General features: G+C 59.1%; 9 protein-coding genes and 3 rRNA genes. 9 read left to right on the top strand and 3 right to left on the bottom strand.

What is annotated here, in order from left to right; all coding sequences use genetic code 11:
- The first annotated feature begins 154 nt into the window (after positions 1 to 154).
- The 6 genes from CU110_RS12810 to rlmM all read left to right on the top strand — a co-directional run bounded on the left by CU110_RS12810 (position 155) and on the right by rlmM (position 9,306).
- Positions 155 to 748: a LemA family protein gene (locus CU110_RS12810; protein ID WP_084209277.1), complete on the top strand. Its 594-nt coding sequence runs from the start codon at positions 155 to 157 to the stop codon at positions 746 to 748.
- A gap of 70 nt (positions 749 to 818) precedes the next feature.
- On the top strand, positions 819 to 2,714 hold the full coding sequence (locus tag CU110_RS12805) for a M48 family metallopeptidase (RefSeq protein WP_084209276.1): 1,896 nt from the start codon (positions 819 to 821) through the stop codon (positions 2,712 to 2,714).
- A gap of 495 nt (positions 2,715 to 3,209) precedes the next feature.
- Positions 3,210 to 4,750, top strand: a 16S ribosomal RNA gene (locus CU110_RS12800).
- A gap of 241 nt (positions 4,751 to 4,991) precedes the next feature.
- Positions 4,992 to 7,841: ribosomal RNA gene (locus CU110_RS12795) — 23S ribosomal RNA — on the top strand.
- 158 nt (positions 7,842 to 7,999) lie between these two features.
- Positions 8,000 to 8,115 (top strand): 5S ribosomal RNA (gene rrf / locus CU110_RS12790).
- Together the 16S, 23S and 5S rRNA genes form the textbook arrangement of a ribosomal RNA operon.
- Positions 8,116 to 8,232: 117 nt before the next feature.
- Positions 8,233 to 9,306, top strand: a complete 1,074-nt coding sequence (rlmM, locus tag CU110_RS12785; RefSeq protein ID WP_103751373.1) for a 23S rRNA (cytidine(2498)-2'-O)-methyltransferase RlmM — start codon at positions 8,233 to 8,235, stop codon at positions 9,304 to 9,306.
- On the opposite strand, the gene CU110_RS12780 is transcribed toward rlmM, so the two are convergent.
- On the bottom strand, positions 9,307 to 9,591 hold the full coding sequence (locus tag CU110_RS12780; protein ID WP_077371336.1) for an antibiotic biosynthesis monooxygenase: 285 nt from the start codon (positions 9,589 to 9,591) through the stop codon (positions 9,307 to 9,309).
- Between the two features lie 29 nt (positions 9,592 to 9,620).
- Here CU110_RS12780 and tusA point away from each other — a divergent pair, with 29 nt between their 5' ends.
- On the top strand, positions 9,621 to 9,866 hold the full coding sequence (gene tusA / locus CU110_RS12775) for a sulfurtransferase TusA (RefSeq protein WP_077371338.1): 246 nt from the start codon (positions 9,621 to 9,623) through the stop codon (positions 9,864 to 9,866).
- A gap of 11 nt (positions 9,867 to 9,877) precedes the next feature.
- Here tusA and CU110_RS12770 read toward each other — a convergent pair whose 3' ends face one another.
- The gene (locus CU110_RS12770) at positions 9,878 to 10,612 is read right to left on the bottom strand and encodes a hypothetical protein (RefSeq protein ID WP_077371340.1); all 735 of its coding nucleotides are present in this window, start codon (positions 10,610 to 10,612) and stop codon (positions 9,878 to 9,880) included.
- A 12-nt stretch (positions 10,613 to 10,624) separates the two neighbouring features.
- A complete protein-coding gene (locus CU110_RS12765; protein ID WP_240665577.1) occupies positions 10,625 to 12,160 on the bottom strand; it encodes an MATE family efflux transporter in 1,536 nt (511 codons plus the stop codon).
- 183 nt (positions 12,161 to 12,343) lie between these two features.
- Between CU110_RS12765 and CU110_RS12760 the strand changes: the two genes are divergently transcribed.
- Both CU110_RS12760 and CU110_RS12755 read left to right on the top strand, forming a co-directional pair.
- Positions 12,344 to 13,390, top strand: a complete 1,047-nt coding sequence (locus CU110_RS12760) for a Fe(3+) ABC transporter substrate-binding protein (RefSeq protein WP_084209274.1) — start codon at positions 12,344 to 12,346, stop codon at positions 13,388 to 13,390.
- A 165-nt stretch (positions 13,391 to 13,555) separates the two neighbouring features.
- The gene (locus CU110_RS12755) at positions 13,556 to 15,199 is read left to right on the top strand and encodes an iron ABC transporter permease (protein ID WP_127736240.1); all 1,644 of its coding nucleotides are present in this window, start codon (positions 13,556 to 13,558) and stop codon (positions 15,197 to 15,199) included.
- The last annotated feature ends 91 nt before the right edge of the window (positions 15,200 to 15,290 follow it).

Below are 15,290 nucleotides of genomic sequence, written 5' to 3'. Positions count from 1 at the left end.
TCATCCAATTGACTGGTGCCGTCATCCGGTATGGGTAAACTGGAAGCGGATTGCACAGGGCGATCGACTGGGGCGCTTGCAAAGACTCGCCGAAGAGCGGGGCAACGCCTGCCGAGTCTTCATTGCAAAGGCTTCATTACAAGGGGACGCATTCATGAAAACATTTCTGCTGCTGGGCGGAATCGCGCTGATCGTCATCTACGTGATCTCGATCTACAACAAGCTGGTCAGCCTCAAGGCGCGCTTCGAGAATGCCTTCGCGCAGATAGAGGTACAGCTCAAGCGGCGCTACGACCTGATTCCCAATCTGGTCGAGACGGCCAAGGGCTATCTGAGCCATGAGCGTGGCACTCTGGAAGAAGTGATCAATGCCCGCAACAAGGCGATGACCGCCTTGAATGCCGCAGCGGCGCACCCCGGCAGCATGGACAAGCTGGCCAGTCTGGCCGGCGCCGAGCAGGGGCTGGCGGCGAGTCTGGGCAAGCTGGATGTGGTAGTCGAGGCCTATCCGGAGCTCAAGGCCGACCAGACCATGAGCGACCTGATGGAAGAGCTGACCGCCACCGAGAACCGCGTCGCCTTCGCGCGTCAGGCCTACAACGATGCCGTCACCGATTACAACGTCTATCGCCAGAGCTTCCCGCAGGTGATGTTCGCACCGACCTTCGGTCATCGCAGTGATGCAGGCCTGTTGGCCTTCGATGACAGCGTGAAGATTCGTCAGGCCCCCGATGTCAGCTTCTCATGAGCCGACCGACGGATGCTTCTCTCGCAGCGGTCTTGAGCTGTGATCCTGACAGGATAGATGGCGAGCGCGAATGAATTTCTATCACGAGCAGGACAGTGCGCGTCGTCGAACGCGGCTATTGCTGATGGCCTTCACGGCCATGTCGCTGGTGGTGTCTCTTGCCGCCGGCGCCGTGGTGCATGTCGCGATCAGCAGTTTCCTGGGGCGCCCGGCCACCACGACGTTTGAATATGTCTGGCCGGTGGCGAGCATCATCTTCCTGTGCAATGCACTGGTCGCGGCGCGTGAGCTGCGGCGTCTGCAGCAGGGCGGTGCGATGGTGGCGGCACGCCTGGGTGGCAAGCTGGTGGATGTCGAGACGCAGGACTCGAGCGAGCGACGGGCACTGAATGTGGTGGAAGAGATGGCGATTGCCGCCAACCTGCCCACGCCGCAGCTGTTCCTGCTGCCGCATGAGGCGATGATCAATGCTTTCGCGGCGGGCTATCGGCCACAGGATGCGGTGATCGCGCTGAGTCGCGGGGCGTTGGAGCAGCTGGATCGCAACGAGCTGCAGGGCGTGGTCGCTCACGAGTTCGCCCATATCGCCAATGGCGATATCCGCCTCAACCTGCGTCTGGCGAGTGCAGTCCACGGCCTGGTGTTTCTCTCCGAGGCGGGGCGCTTCCTGATGGGGGCAGGGCGCATCGGCTTCGTGTTGGGCAGAGCGCGCTCCTCCGGTTCCGACAGGAAAGGCGGCATGCCACAGCTGATGCTGGTGGGTGTGGCGCTGTGGTTGCTCGGCAGTCTCGGCGGGCTGGGAGGGCGACTATTGCAGCGCGGGGTCGCGCGCTCACGCGAATATCTCGCCGATGCCAGTGCGGTGCGCCTGACCCGCTTCCCGGATGGCATCGCCTCGGCCCTCAAGCGTATCGGTGGCATGGGTTGGCAGGGGCGTATCCAGCATCCGCGCGCCATGACCTACAACCATCTCTTCTTCGTCGAAGCGCGCCCGCCATGGCTGACAGGCTGGTTCGACTCGCATCCTCCGCTGGATGAACGCATCAAGCGCTTGGAACCTCGCTGGGACCGGCAGTATCTGAGTGCGCGCCAGCAGCCGGTGCATACCTTCGAGCAGCAGGGCCCCATCGGGGCAGACGTGCTTGGCGGGGTCATGGCGGGTATCGCCGGCGCGGCGGTCATGGGGGAGCTCTCGCGCTCACGAGGAGAACTCGAGAGCCTGACGCTGTCGAGGTTTCTCTGCCCGCAGCTGGTGGTGGCGATGATCGCGCCCTCGGAGCTGACCACACGCGGTGTCTGGCTCACCGAGCTTGAGCGTCAGCATGACTGGCTGGATGGCAAGCGCGTGCGTGAGGCGCGGCGCAGGCTCGAGTCCTTGCCGAGGGTCGAGTGGATCCCCTTGCTCAACCGGTTGATACCGCGCTGGCGGGAAGCGGATGAGCGCGCGCATCGCATGCTCAAGGCGCAGACACCTCCGCAGGACATGTTCGTCTGGTGTCTATGGCAACTGCTGCTGGAATCACTGGACCCGCGGATCGATCGCCTGAGCGACTCGCTGGCCCTGCAGCAATGCCAGCCGGCCTGTCAGCACTGGCTCGTGCTGATGGTTGGACTCATCGACGATGAAGCACTGCGCAAGGACATCTTCCTGGACGCCAGTGCGGAACTTGGTCTGGCGCTGGAGTATCCGCAGTCGCAGCCGGGTGGGGATAACCCTGCGCTGCGCTGCCGTCATCTCACGCAGCTGGCGCACCTGCGCCCCATGGACAAGCAACGCTGGTTCGCGGCGCTTGCTCAGGTAGTGCATGCCGATCAGACACTGGCCGATGAAGAGGTGGCCTTGCTGACACTCTTGGCGCGCGTCATGCAGCTGCCGGAAGCACGCCTGGAAGCCGCTCTCGAGATGCAGTCGCAGTCTCGTGGCGGATGGCGGGCGCAGCCGGTATCCCGGCCGGCGGAAGGATGACGCCTTGAATGACCACGTCCGTGACAGCGTGATGACTGGCTCATGAAAAAGCCCTTGTGCTCAGCCCGGATCGTGCGTAAAGTACGCATCCGCTGCCGGGGACGCATGGCGTTACCAGCGGTGAAAGAGGTTTGCAGGTGGTTGTTTTGTTTGATGTTTTTGAAGTCCGCTTCCAAATCATCAGTTGACAATCCCGGGCGATTCGCTAGAATACGCCGCACTCCTTACGGAACAGGTGATCGAGCAACGCTCCTCACCGCTTGATGATGCTTAGAGGCAGTCGATTGACTCATCATCAAGTGCTTGACTTCTCAAGCGTTCCGGATAGAATATGCCTCCTCGCTTAACAGCGACGCTCTTTAAAAATTTGATCAGGTAATTCGTGTGAGCGCTTGCCGATGAGTGGTGACAAGGTCACCAAATATCGGAGCAAGCCTCTCACGAGAAGTTTGACTCTGAACCAAGTTTGGTCTGCTTAACAGACTATCAAGCTTTCAACTGAAGAGTTTGATCATGGCTCAGATTGAACGCTGGCGGCAGGCTTAACACATGCAAGTCGAGCGGAAACGATTCTAGCTTGCTAGAAGGCGTCGAGCGGCGGACGGGTGAGTAATGCATGGGAATCTGCCCGATAGTGGGGGACAACCTGGGGAAACTCAGGCTAATACCGCATACGTCCTACGGGAGAAAGCAGGGGATCTTCGGACCTTGCGCTATCGGATGAGCCCATGTCGGATTAGCTTGTTGGTGAGGTAACGGCTCACCAAGGCGACGATCCGTAGCTGGTCTGAGAGGATGATCAGCCACACTGGGACTGAGACACGGCCCAGACTCCTACGGGAGGCAGCAGTGGGGAATATTGGACAATGGGCGAAAGCCTGATCCAGCCATGCCGCGTGTGTGAAGAAGGCCTTCGGGTTGTAAAGCACTTTCAGCGAGGAAGAACGCTTCGGGATTAATACTCCCGAGGAAAGACATCACTCGCAGAAGAAGCACCGGCTAACTCCGTGCCAGCAGCCGCGGTAATACGGAGGGTGCAAGCGTTAATCGGAATTACTGGGCGTAAAGCGCGCGTAGGTGGCTAAGTCAGCCAGGTGTGAAAGCCCCGGGCTCAACCTGGGAACGGCATCTGGAACTGCTTGGCTAGAGTGCAGGAGAGGAAGGTAGAATTCCCGGTGTAGCGGTGAAATGCGTAGAGATCGGGAGGAATACCAGTGGCGAAGGCGGCCTTCTGGACTGACACTGACACTGAGGTGCGAAAGCGTGGGTAGCAAACAGGATTAGATACCCTGGTAGTCCACGCCGTAAACGATGTCAACTAGCCGTTGGGTCCCTTGAGGACTTAGTGGCGCAGCTAACGCAATAAGTTGACCGCCTGGGGAGTACGGCCGCAAGGTTAAAACTCAAATGAATTGACGGGGGCCCGCACAAGCGGTGGAGCATGTGGTTTAATTCGATGCAACGCGAAGAACCTTACCTACCCTTGACATCCAGAGGACTTTCCAGAGATGGATTGGTGCCTTCGGGAACTCTGAGACAGGTGCTGCATGGCTGTCGTCAGCTCGTGTTGTGAAATGTTGGGTTAAGTCCCGTAACGAGCGCAACCCCTATCCTTATTTGCCAGCGAGTAATGTCGGGAACTCTAAGGAGACTGCCGGTGACAAACCGGAGGAAGGTGGGGACGACGTCAAGTCATCATGGCCCTTACGGGTAGGGCTACACACGTGCTACAATGGCAAGTACAAAGGGTTGCAATACGGCGACGTGGAGCCAATCCCATAAAGCTTGCCTCAGTCCGGATTGGAGTCTGCAACTCGACTCCATGAAGTCGGAATCGCTAGTAATCGTGGATCAGAATGCCACGGTGAATACGTTCCCGGGCCTTGTACACACCGCCCGTCACACCATGGGAGTGGACTGCACCAGAAGTGGTTAGCCTAACCTTCGGGAGGGCGATCACCACGGTGTGGTTCATGACTGGGGTGAAGTCGTAACAAGGTAGCCCTAGGGGAACCTGGGGCTGGATCACCTCCTTATCGACACTGTCTACTGCTCGCGGCAAGTGCTCACAACGAATTACCTGATCTTATTGCTGGCTTAGCCAGCAGTGGCAAGCGTGCTCGACAGAGCGCGCTTCTCACTGTTCTCTGAACAGCCGCTCTTTAACAATGTGAATCATGCTGACGATGGAATGTGCGCCAAGCACATCTCCATCAAACGATATGTCGGAGAGGTCCGACAGATTCGTAATCCTTGACAGACCCCTTGGGGTTATATGGTCAAGCGATTAAGCGCATACGGTGGATGCCTTGGCAGCCAGAGGCGATGAAGGACGTGATAGCCTGCGATAAGCGTTGGCGAGGTGGCAAATACCCTGCGACCCAACGATTTCCGAATGGGGAAACCCACTCACCATCAGGTGAGTATCTATAGGCCAATACATAACCTATAGAGGCAAACCCGGGGAACTGAAACATCTAAGTACCCGGAGGAAAAGAAATCAACCGAGATTCCCCAAGTAGCGGCGAGCGAACGGGGACCAGCCCTTAAGCGATACAACTGACAGACGAACAAGCTGGGAAGCTTGACGATACAGGGTGATAGTCCCGTAGTCGAAGTCTGAGTATCGTGAAATCGAGTAGGTCGGGGCACGAGAAACCTTGACTGAACATGGGGGGACCATCCTCCAAGGCTAAATACTCCTGGCTGACCGATAGTGAACCAGTACCGTGAGGGAAAGGCGAAAAGAACCCCGGCGAGGGGAGTGAAATAGATCCTGAAACCGTATGCGTACAAGCAGTGGGAGCACCTTCGTGGTGTGACCGCGTACCTTTTGTATAATGGGTCAGCGACTTATATTCTGTGGCGAGCTTAACCGTATAGGGGAGGCGTAGCGAAAGCGAGTCTTAACTGGGCGACCAGTCGCAGGGTATAGACCCGAAACCGGGCGATCTATCCATGGCCAGGGTGAAGATTGAGTAACATCAATTGGAGGCCCGAACCCAAGTATGTTGAAAAATGCTGGGATGAGCTGTGGATCGGAGTGAAAGGCTAATCAAGCCCGGAGATAGCTGGTTCTCCTCGAAAGCTATTTAGGTAGCGCCTCACGTATCACCGCTGGGGGTAGAGCACTGTTTCGGCTAGGGGGTCATCCCGACTTACCAACCCGAGGCAAACTCCGAATACCAGTGAGTGCAGCGTGGGAGACACACAGCGGGTGCTAACGTCCGTTGTGAAAAGGGAAACAACCCAGACCGTCAGCTAAGGTCCCAAAATCCTGATTAAGTGGGAAACGATGTGGGAAGGCTCAGACAGCTAGGAGGTTGGCTTAGAAGCAGCCATCCTTTAAAGAAAGCGTAATAGCTCACTAGTCGAGTCGGCCTGCGCGGAAGATATAACGGGGCTAAATCAGGTACCGAAGCTACGGGTTCATCCTAGGTAGATTGAGAAGTCTGCTGGAGGTATCACGAGTGCGAATGCTGACATGAGTAACGATAAGGGGAGTGAAAAACTCCCCCGCCGGAAGACCAAGGTTTTCTGTTCTACGTTAATCGGAGCAGAGTGAGTCGGCCCCTAAGGCGAGGCGGAAACGCGTAGTCGATGGGAAACGGGTTAATATTCCCGTACCGGATGTGGTTGCGATGGGGGGACGAAGAAGGCTAGGTGAGCCAGGCGTTGGTTGTCCTGGTGAAAGCATGTAGGCCGAGGAATCAGGCAAATCCGGTTCCTCTGAGGTCGAGATGCGAGACGAACTGACCACGGTCAGGAAGTCATCGATGCCACGCTTCCAGGAAAAGCCTCTAAGCTTCAGATCACATGCGACCGTACCCCAAACCGACACAGGTGGTCAGGTAGAGAATACCAAGGCGCTTGAGAGAACTCGGGTGAAGGAACTAGGCAAAATGGCACCGTAACTTCGGGAGAAGGTGCACCGGTTCGAGTGAAGGACTTGCTCCGTAAGCTCTTACCGGTCGAAGATACCAGGTGGCTGCAACTGTTTATTAAAAACACAGCACTCTGCAAACGCGCAAGCGGACGTATAGGGTGTGACGCCTGCCCGGTGCCGGAAGGTTAATTGATGGGGTTAGGATTCGTCCGAAGCTCTTGATCGAAGCCCCGGTAAACGGCGGCCGTAACTATAACGGTCCTAAGGTAGCGAAATTCCTTGTCGGGTAAGTTCCGACCTGCACGAATGGCGTAATGATGGCCACGCTGTCTCCACCCGAGACTCAGTGAAATTGAAATCGCAGTGAAGATGCTGTGTACCCGCGGCTAGACGGAAAGACCCCGTGAACCTTTACTATAGCTTTACACTGGATGCTGATGTTGTCTGTGTAGGATAGCTGGGAGGCTTTGAAACCACGTCGCCAGATGCGGTGGAGCCAACCTTGAAATACCAGCCTGACATCATTGGCGTTCTAACTCAGGTCCGTTATCCGGATCGAGGACAGTGTATGGTGGGTAGTTTGACTGGGGCGGTCTCCTCCTAAAGAGTAACGGAGGAGCACGAAGGTACCCTCAGCACGGTTGGAAATCGTGCATTGAGTGCAAGAGCATAAGGGTGCTTGACTGCGAGACAGACACGTCGAGCAGGTACGAAAGTAGGTTCTAGTGATCCGGTGGTTCTGTATGGAAGGGCCATCGCTCAACGGATAAAAGGTACTCCGGGGATAACAGGCTGATACCGCCCAAGAGTTCACATCGACGGCGGTGTTTGGCACCTCGATGTCGGCTCATCACATCCTGGGGCTGAAGTCGGTCCCAAGGGTATGGCTGTTCGCCATTTAAAGTGGTACGCGAGCTGGGTTTAGAACGTCGTGAGACAGTTCGGTCCCTATCTGCCGTGGGCGTCGGAAGTTTGAGAAGAGCTGCTCCTAGTACGAGAGGACCGGAGTGGACGAACCTCTGGTGTTCGGGTTGTCATGCCAATGGCATTGCCCGGTAGCTACGTTCGGACGGGATAACCGCTGAAAGCATCTAAGCGGGAAGCCCCCTTCAAGATGAGACTTCCCTGAGGCCTTGCGCCTCCTGAAGGGCCCTTGAAGACTACAAGGTTGATAGGCTGGGTGTGGAAGCACAGCAATGTGTTGAGCTAACCAGTACTAATTGCCCGTGAGGCTTGACCATATAACACCCAAGGGGTTTGCTACGGTAAACGCCGGGATTGCGACAGGATCCGCCGGGATTGCGACAGGATCGACGACATATCGGTCAGCATGATTCATATTGCGAGTCGCGAGGCCACAAGCCTCGGGACTCAGGCATCGCAAGATGCCACCGTTTCGCCTGACGACCATAGCGAGCGTGAACCACCCGATCCCATGCCGAACTCGGAAGTGAAACCGCTTAGCGCCGATGGTAGTGTGGAGTTTCTCCATGTGAGAGTAGGTCATCGTCAGGCACTTATACTGAACCGCCCCTGCAGCCCAGCTGCAGGGGCGGTTCTCTTTGGGTAGGAAAAACATGCTTGTCGTGGACAGGAGCGAGGCGGTAGACTCCCCAGCCTTCCGTTATGGAGATGATGATGCAACCTCAAGAACTGTTGCTGTATTGCCGCCCGGGCTTCGAGGCCGACCTGGCCGCAGAAGTCTGTGAAAAGGCCGCTTATCTGGGCGCCCCGGGTTATCCGATTGCGGCACGCGACAGTGGCTTCGTGCGTTATGTGGTGACAGGTGATGAGCCCGCCAATAGCCTGCATCGTGACATGCCGCTTCAGGCGTTGGTCTTCGCTCGCCAGACACTGGTGGCATTGGAGCCATTGGTCGGCATGTCGCGGGAAAATCGCGTCTCGCCGATTCTGCAGCAGGTGGTCGACGCTGGCTGGAGCTTCGAGGAGATCCGCCACGAGATGCCGGACACCAATGATGGCAAGGCGCTGTCGGGCCTTGGCAAGGCCGTCGGCCGCCCGTTGGAGTCTGCGCTCAAGAAGCGTGGTGCACTGCGTCGCAAGGCCGGTGGGCGGGCGCTGCACGTCTTCTGGACGGATGGTGACGAAGTGCAGCTGGGCATGAGCTTTCCTGGCAACCGCAGCGAATATGCCAACGGCATCCGTCATCTGCGTTCGCCGAGCCGTGCCCCCAGTCGCTCCACACTCAAGCTGGAAGAGGCCTGGCATGAGTTCGTGCCGCGCGACCAGTGGGAGCGTCGCATCGCGGTTGGCATGCAGGCAGCGGATCTTGGGGCAGCGCCGGGTGGCTGGACCTTCCAGCTGGTCGAGAAGGGCATGTTCGTGTTTGCCATCGACAATGGCCCCATGAACAAGGATCTGATGGCGACAGGACAGGTAGAGCATCTCAAGGAAGATGGTTTTACCTGGGAGCCACCGCTGCGACTGGACTGGCTGGTCTGTGACATCGTCGACAAGCCCATCCGCGTGACGGAAATGGTCGAGCGCTGGCTGAAGAAGCGCTGGTGCAATGAGGCGGTCTTCAATCTCAAGCTGCCGATGAAGCAACGCTGGAAGGAAGTCTCCCGCTGTCTCGATTATCTGGCGGCCAGCCTTGAGCGTTCCAATGTCGGTGCCGAGATCCGGTGTCGTCACTTGTACCATGACCGCGAAGAAGTCACCGTGCATGTGCGTATCACGCACTGATCAGGTGTGTTCAAGCAACACGATGCGTTCCGGTTGAGAAAGCATCGGCCCCAGACGCGCCATCATGCGTTCGCGCGCGTGACTGCTCGACCACTCCTGCCAGGCTCTTGCGTCTCGCCATGAAGTGATCAATATTCGGTGGCCGGGACGTCCGCTTTCCACCAGATTCTCGCCCGATATGAAGCCCTGTGCATGCATGGCTTCACGCACGACCTCGCGTGAGGCCTGCTCGTAATCCTGTTCGAGTCCCGGCATGATATGCCGCTCGATCATTACCTTGATCATGCCCGTCTCCCGTCTTTCAGGAGTCATTGATGACCGATACCCCCTTGCCCGTTGCCGATGCAGAGCTGGATACCAGCGGTCTGTATTGCCCCGAACCCATCATGATGCTGCACAACAAGGTGCGTGAGCTCGCGAGCGGAGACCTGCTGCGTGTCGTGGCGACCGATCCGGCGACGACACGTGATGTGCCCAAGTTCTGTGCATTTCTTGGGCACACACTGGAGCGCAGTGACGAAACGCCGGATCACTTCCTTTATGACATTCGCATCAGTTGACGTCAGTCGTCTCAGGCTTCGCGGTCGTGCACTTCCACACTGACCTGATCACTTTCGCCGGTCATCATCAGCGCGAGAGCTTCCAGGGTGGCCGGGTCCTGCTCACGAATCTGGTTGGCGACGGCGCGCTGGAAGAAATAGACCACGTCATGACGACTGCGACCGGGGTAGAGGCAGTCATCTCCAGCCAGCACCGGTGTCTGGGTGACGCGTGTCTCATCGACCAGCAGTGCCTCGATGTTGCCATCGCTGTATAGACGCCAGCCGAACACCTGCTTGAGCTGCCACGCGGACTCGCCATTGGTCATGCACAGGGCATGAGTCCCGAGCGTATCCGGTAGCTGCTGCAGCAAGGTGGTCTTCTCCGACACCTCATAGTCGTAATAGGCCGCGGCATGCTCGAGCTCATAGACCTTGTGGTCCGGAGCCAGCATGAAGACCTCGTCGGTTTCCGGGTCTCGGTAGCCGACGAAGTGGCCCTGCTGCGGATCTTCCAGCTCATGGCAGGGCATCAGCCCCTCCATCCATGGCACCAGGCCGACCACTTCACCATCCTCGCGCAGACCCCAGGCCAACACGGGAAGGCTGTAGTAGCTCTCCGGGTCGCTTTCGAGCTGATAGAGCATTTCCAACCCATCGTGTTCCGGCGCAAGCCGGAGAATACGACGTCGTGCACGCATCCTGTCACGCATGACATTCAGGTCGATGACCTTGGCGGAGCGGGGGGAAGAAACTGGTACGCCCATGACGAACCCTCCTCAGCAGCTTGTCGATCGTCCTCGGCGTGTGCGGGTGTGGAATGCACTGCCTTGAATAACCATTAGCACAGCCTGAGCCATGACGGTAACCCCTCCTTGGACGAAATGACCGTCCATGCGCAGATGAAGGATTAAACGCAAACGCCCCGCGTCCTGAATGGCGCGGCGCGCGATGACCCACAGACGCCAGCCAAGCAGCAGAGCCGCCACGGTCAGGCCGGCCACCATGCCAATCCAGTAGCCATAGACACCCATGCTCTCGACAGCCCAGGGCCAGACGGGGAACTGCTCACTGCCCACCCCCAGCAGATGTCCGCCACCAAGACCGATGATCCAGTAGGCGAACATGGTGATCAACATGATGATGCGAGTGTCCTTGAAGCCGCGCAGAGCCCCCGCCATGGCAACCTGCAAGGAGTCGGAGACCTGATAGAGCATCGCCAGCGTGATCAGGGAAAGCGCCAGCGCCTGCACCTTGAGGTTGCTGGTGTAGAGCGCCACGGCAGGCTCCGCCAGTACCCAGATCACCAGGTCATTGATCAGAGCGACCACCAGTGAGAAGGCCACGCCATTCCACGCCACGAAGCGCGCCTCGTTCATGTCACCACGGCCGATGGTATGCCCCACTCGTACGGTGAGTGCCATGGCCAGTGACAGGGGGAGCATGAACAGCAATGAGGTGAAGTTGAGCGCGACCTGGTGGGCTGCCACCTTGATCTCACCGAAGCTTGCCACGAACAGCGCGATGACGGTGAACAGCGTGACCTCGAAGAAGATGGCGATGCCGATCGGCAGACCGACCTTGAGCAGTTCCGAGATCTTCTTGAGCTGAGGCGCGCTGGGTTGGCACCAGAGAGCGACTGCCTGGTAGGCGCTGCTGCGACGGGTGTAGAGAAACATGCTCAGACACATGATCCACATGGCAAGCCCTGTCGCGATACCGCAGCCTGCAGCGCCCATGGCCGGGATATCGCCCAGCAGTCCCGGCAACGTGATCCCCAGCAAGTCATCCACGCCTGCAGAGCCATAGATCAGCAGGTAGTTGAGCGGAATGTTCGACAACAGGCCGATCAAGCTGATGATCAGCGCCGGACGAGTATGATTCATGCCATCGGAATACGCGCGTAGCACTTGATAGAAGGCGGCGCCCGGCATGCCCCAGGCAATGGCCATCAGATAAAGCGTGGCCTGTTCTGCCACCGCGCCGGGCACCTCCATCAGCGTGAAGATTGGCGCCGCCAGGAACCACAGTGCCAATCCTGACAGACTGCCGAGCACCAATGAGATCCACAGTGACTGGTGAACGTTGTCACGTACCTCACCGCTGCGGTTACCCCCCATCAGCTGTGCCACGACGGGTGTCAGCCCCATCAAGGTGCCAGCCATCAATAGCAGCAGAGGCACCCAGAGGCTGGACCCCACCGAGACGGCTGCCAGGTCCGTCGCGCTGGAGCGACCGGTCATCAGGACATCCACGGCGCTCATGCCTGCCTGAGCCAGCTGAGCACCGCAGATTGGCAGTGCCAGCGTGACCAGACGTGAGGTCTCGGCGCGTACCCGGCTGGCGAATGGCGCCTGAGAAGAGGCTGCAGGCGTGGAGGCGGATGAATGGGAGGGTTCGGCGGGGGGCACGGCAGGCTCCTGCTGGTAATCGAGAATCATTCTTGCTTGGCGCGCCATCCTAGCAGATAAGCGGGGACCTTCGAACAGGGGTATTCGATGACAGCTTCCACCACGATTTCTGCATCCTCCGTCCGCAAGCTGCTGCTGGGCGCACTGGCTGGCGTTACCGCCGCCACGGCGCTGCCGGCTCAAGCCCAGGAAGAGGTCAACGTCTATTCCTATCGTCAGGCCTATCTGATCGAGCCGTTCCTCAAGGAGTTCACCGAGGAGACCGGCGTCAAGGTCAATGTGGTCTTCGCCAAGCAGGGCCTGGCCGAGCGTCTCAAGCGGGAAGGGCGCAACACTCCGGCTGACGTGCTGCTGACCGTGGATGTGGGACGTCTGCAGGAGCTGGTCGACGAGGAGCTGGTCAAGAGCGTCAATGACGAGGTCATTGAGGCCAATCTGCCCGAGCAGTACCACGGCCCCGACAATCAGTGGTTCGGCATCACCACGCGCGCACGGGTGCTCTACACCAGTGTCGAGCGTCTCGAGGCCGGTCAGGTGGCAAGCTATGACGACCTGGCGGATCCGAGCCTGAAGGGGCGCGTCTGCTCACGCGCCGGTGATCACCCCTACAACGTCGCACTGATCGCCTCACGCATCGCGCACAACGGTGAAGAGGCCACGCGTGAGTGGCTGGAAGGCTTCAAGGCCAATCTGGCGCGCAAGCCTCAGGGTGGCGATCGTGATCAGATCAAGGCGATCCGCGACAACGTCTGTGATGTGGCCATCGGCAACAGCTATTACTACGGCAAGATGCTCGACAATGACGAGCAGCGCCCGTGGGCCGAGAAGGCACGTATCGAATTCCCGGATCAGAACGGCGTCGGCACGCACATGAACATCTCCGGCATGGCGATGACCAAGTACGCCCCGCACGAAGAGAATGCCCTCAAGCTGATGCGCTTCCTCACCGAGAAGACCGCCCAGCACATGTATGCCGAGGTCAACTTCGAGTATCCGGCCAACCCGAAAGCCGAGAGCTCCGAGCTGCTGACCTCATGGGGCGAGTTCAAGCAGGATGACCTGCCGCTGACCGAAGTCGCCAAGCTTCGCAAGCGCGCCGCGCAGATGGTCAATGAAGTCGGCTTCAACCAGTAAGGGCACTCGCCGGAGCCAGAGGCTACCGAGCGAGCTGTCATGAACGAAGAGGGGCTGTCGCGATGCGACAGCCCCTCTTCGTTTGCGCAAAGCATGTAAAATAGACGCAATTGCAGTTGCGATGCAGCGGCCATCCGGCGTCGTCAGCGGCGTCTCGGAACCCACATGGGCTGGTTCGTCAGCGCCTGGGGCGTGGCCGCACTGGTGGTCATGCCGGTGCTGGCCGTCGTCTGGCTGGCTGTCTTCGGTGACGATGGCAGTGATCAGGCCGGGGAGGGCATCTGGCCGCATCTCGTCTCCACCGTGCTCCCCGATTACGTCATGACCAGTCTGGCGCTGGTGGCGGGAGTGGCGGTCCTCAGTGGCAGCATGGGGGTCGTCTCGGCCTGGTTGACCACCATGTATCAGTTTCCGCTGCGACGCACCTTCGAGTGGTCGCTGCTGTTGCCGTTCGCGATTCCCGCCAACGTCATCGCCTACATCTATACCGACGTCTTTGAGTATGCCGGCCCCTTCCAGGGCGCGCTGCGTGCCCTGTTTGGCTGGGATTCGCCCCAGGATTACTACTTCCCGGAGATCCGCAGCCTGGGGGGCGCCATCCTGATGCTGTCCCTGGTGCTGTTTCCCTATGTCTTCATGCTGGCACGCTCGGCATTTCTCGATCAGTCGCCCTCACTGCGCGATGCCAGCAGAACGCTGGGCTGCAACGGGTGGCAAAGCTTCTGGCGCGTGGCACTGCCCAGCGCCCGACCGGCGATTGCCGTCGGCCTTGCACTGGCGATGATGGAGGCGCTCAACGACTTCGGAACAGTGGACTACTTCGCGGTACGCTCGCTGACCGCCGGCATCTTCAATGTCTGGCTCAACATGGGCAGCCTGCGCGGTGCGGCGCAGATCGCGCTGTGCCTGATGATCTTCGTGGTCACGCTGATCTGGCTCGAGCGGCATGCTCGGCGTCGTCAGCGCCAGTTCGGCAAGGGCGATCGCTACCGTCGCTATCAACGTCCGACCCTGACGGGATGGCGGGCATCAGTGGCGTCACTGGCCTGTTTCCTGCCGCTGTTCTTCGGTTTCCTGCTGCCGGTGGGCTTGCTCACGCGGCACGCCATCCTGTATTTCGAGGAATCCTGGACACCGGACTTCGCAGGCTATGCCGTGAACAGCCTGATACTGGCGGTGAGCGCTGCGGTACTGACCCTGATCATCGGGGTGCTGCTGGCCTATGCCAAGCGGCTGGATCGCACCGCCAGCGTACAGCAAGCACTCAAGCTTTCGAGTCTGGGCTACGCCATGCCGGGTGCCGTGCTGGGGTTGGGCGTTCTGGTACCGCTATCCGGCTTCGACAATGCACTGGACAGCTTCCTGCGGGCCAATTTCGGCATCTCCAGCGGATTGCTGCTGACGGGAACGATGGGCGCGATCATCATCGCCTATGTGGTGCGCTTCTTGGCGATTGCCGCGGGCTCCATCGAGTCGAGCCTCGACAAGGTCACGCCCTCGATGGACATGGCGGCACGCTCGCTGGGCGAGAACACCTTCTCGACCCTGCGTCGTGTGCATCTGCCGCTGATTCGTCCGGGGCTTCTGACCGCGGCGCTTGTGGTGTTCGTGGATGCCATGAAGGAGCTGCCGGCCACCTTGCTGCTGCGCCCCTTCAACTTCGATACGCTCGCCACTCACGTCTATCAGTACGCCTCCGATGAAATGCTCGAGCAGGCGGCGCTGCCGGCACTGGTGATCGTGCTGGTCGGTATCCTGCCGGTGATCGTGATCTCGCGCACCATCGTCGCCTCACGCAGCGAAGCGTGAGGCATCAGCTTATTGCCATACGGTAGTTGTCCCTGCCCTTGAGATCGCCTAGGGTGCAGCGCTTGATGACGCAAGGACACTCCCGGAGACG

It is taken from the genome of Cobetia sp. ICG0124 (assembly GCF_004006355.1).
GTDB classification, from domain to species: Bacteria; Pseudomonadota; Gammaproteobacteria; order Pseudomonadales; family Halomonadaceae; genus Cobetia; species Cobetia marina.
Note: the sequence above shows the minus strand (reverse complement) of the source record. Positions and strands in the feature narration are given on the sequence as shown.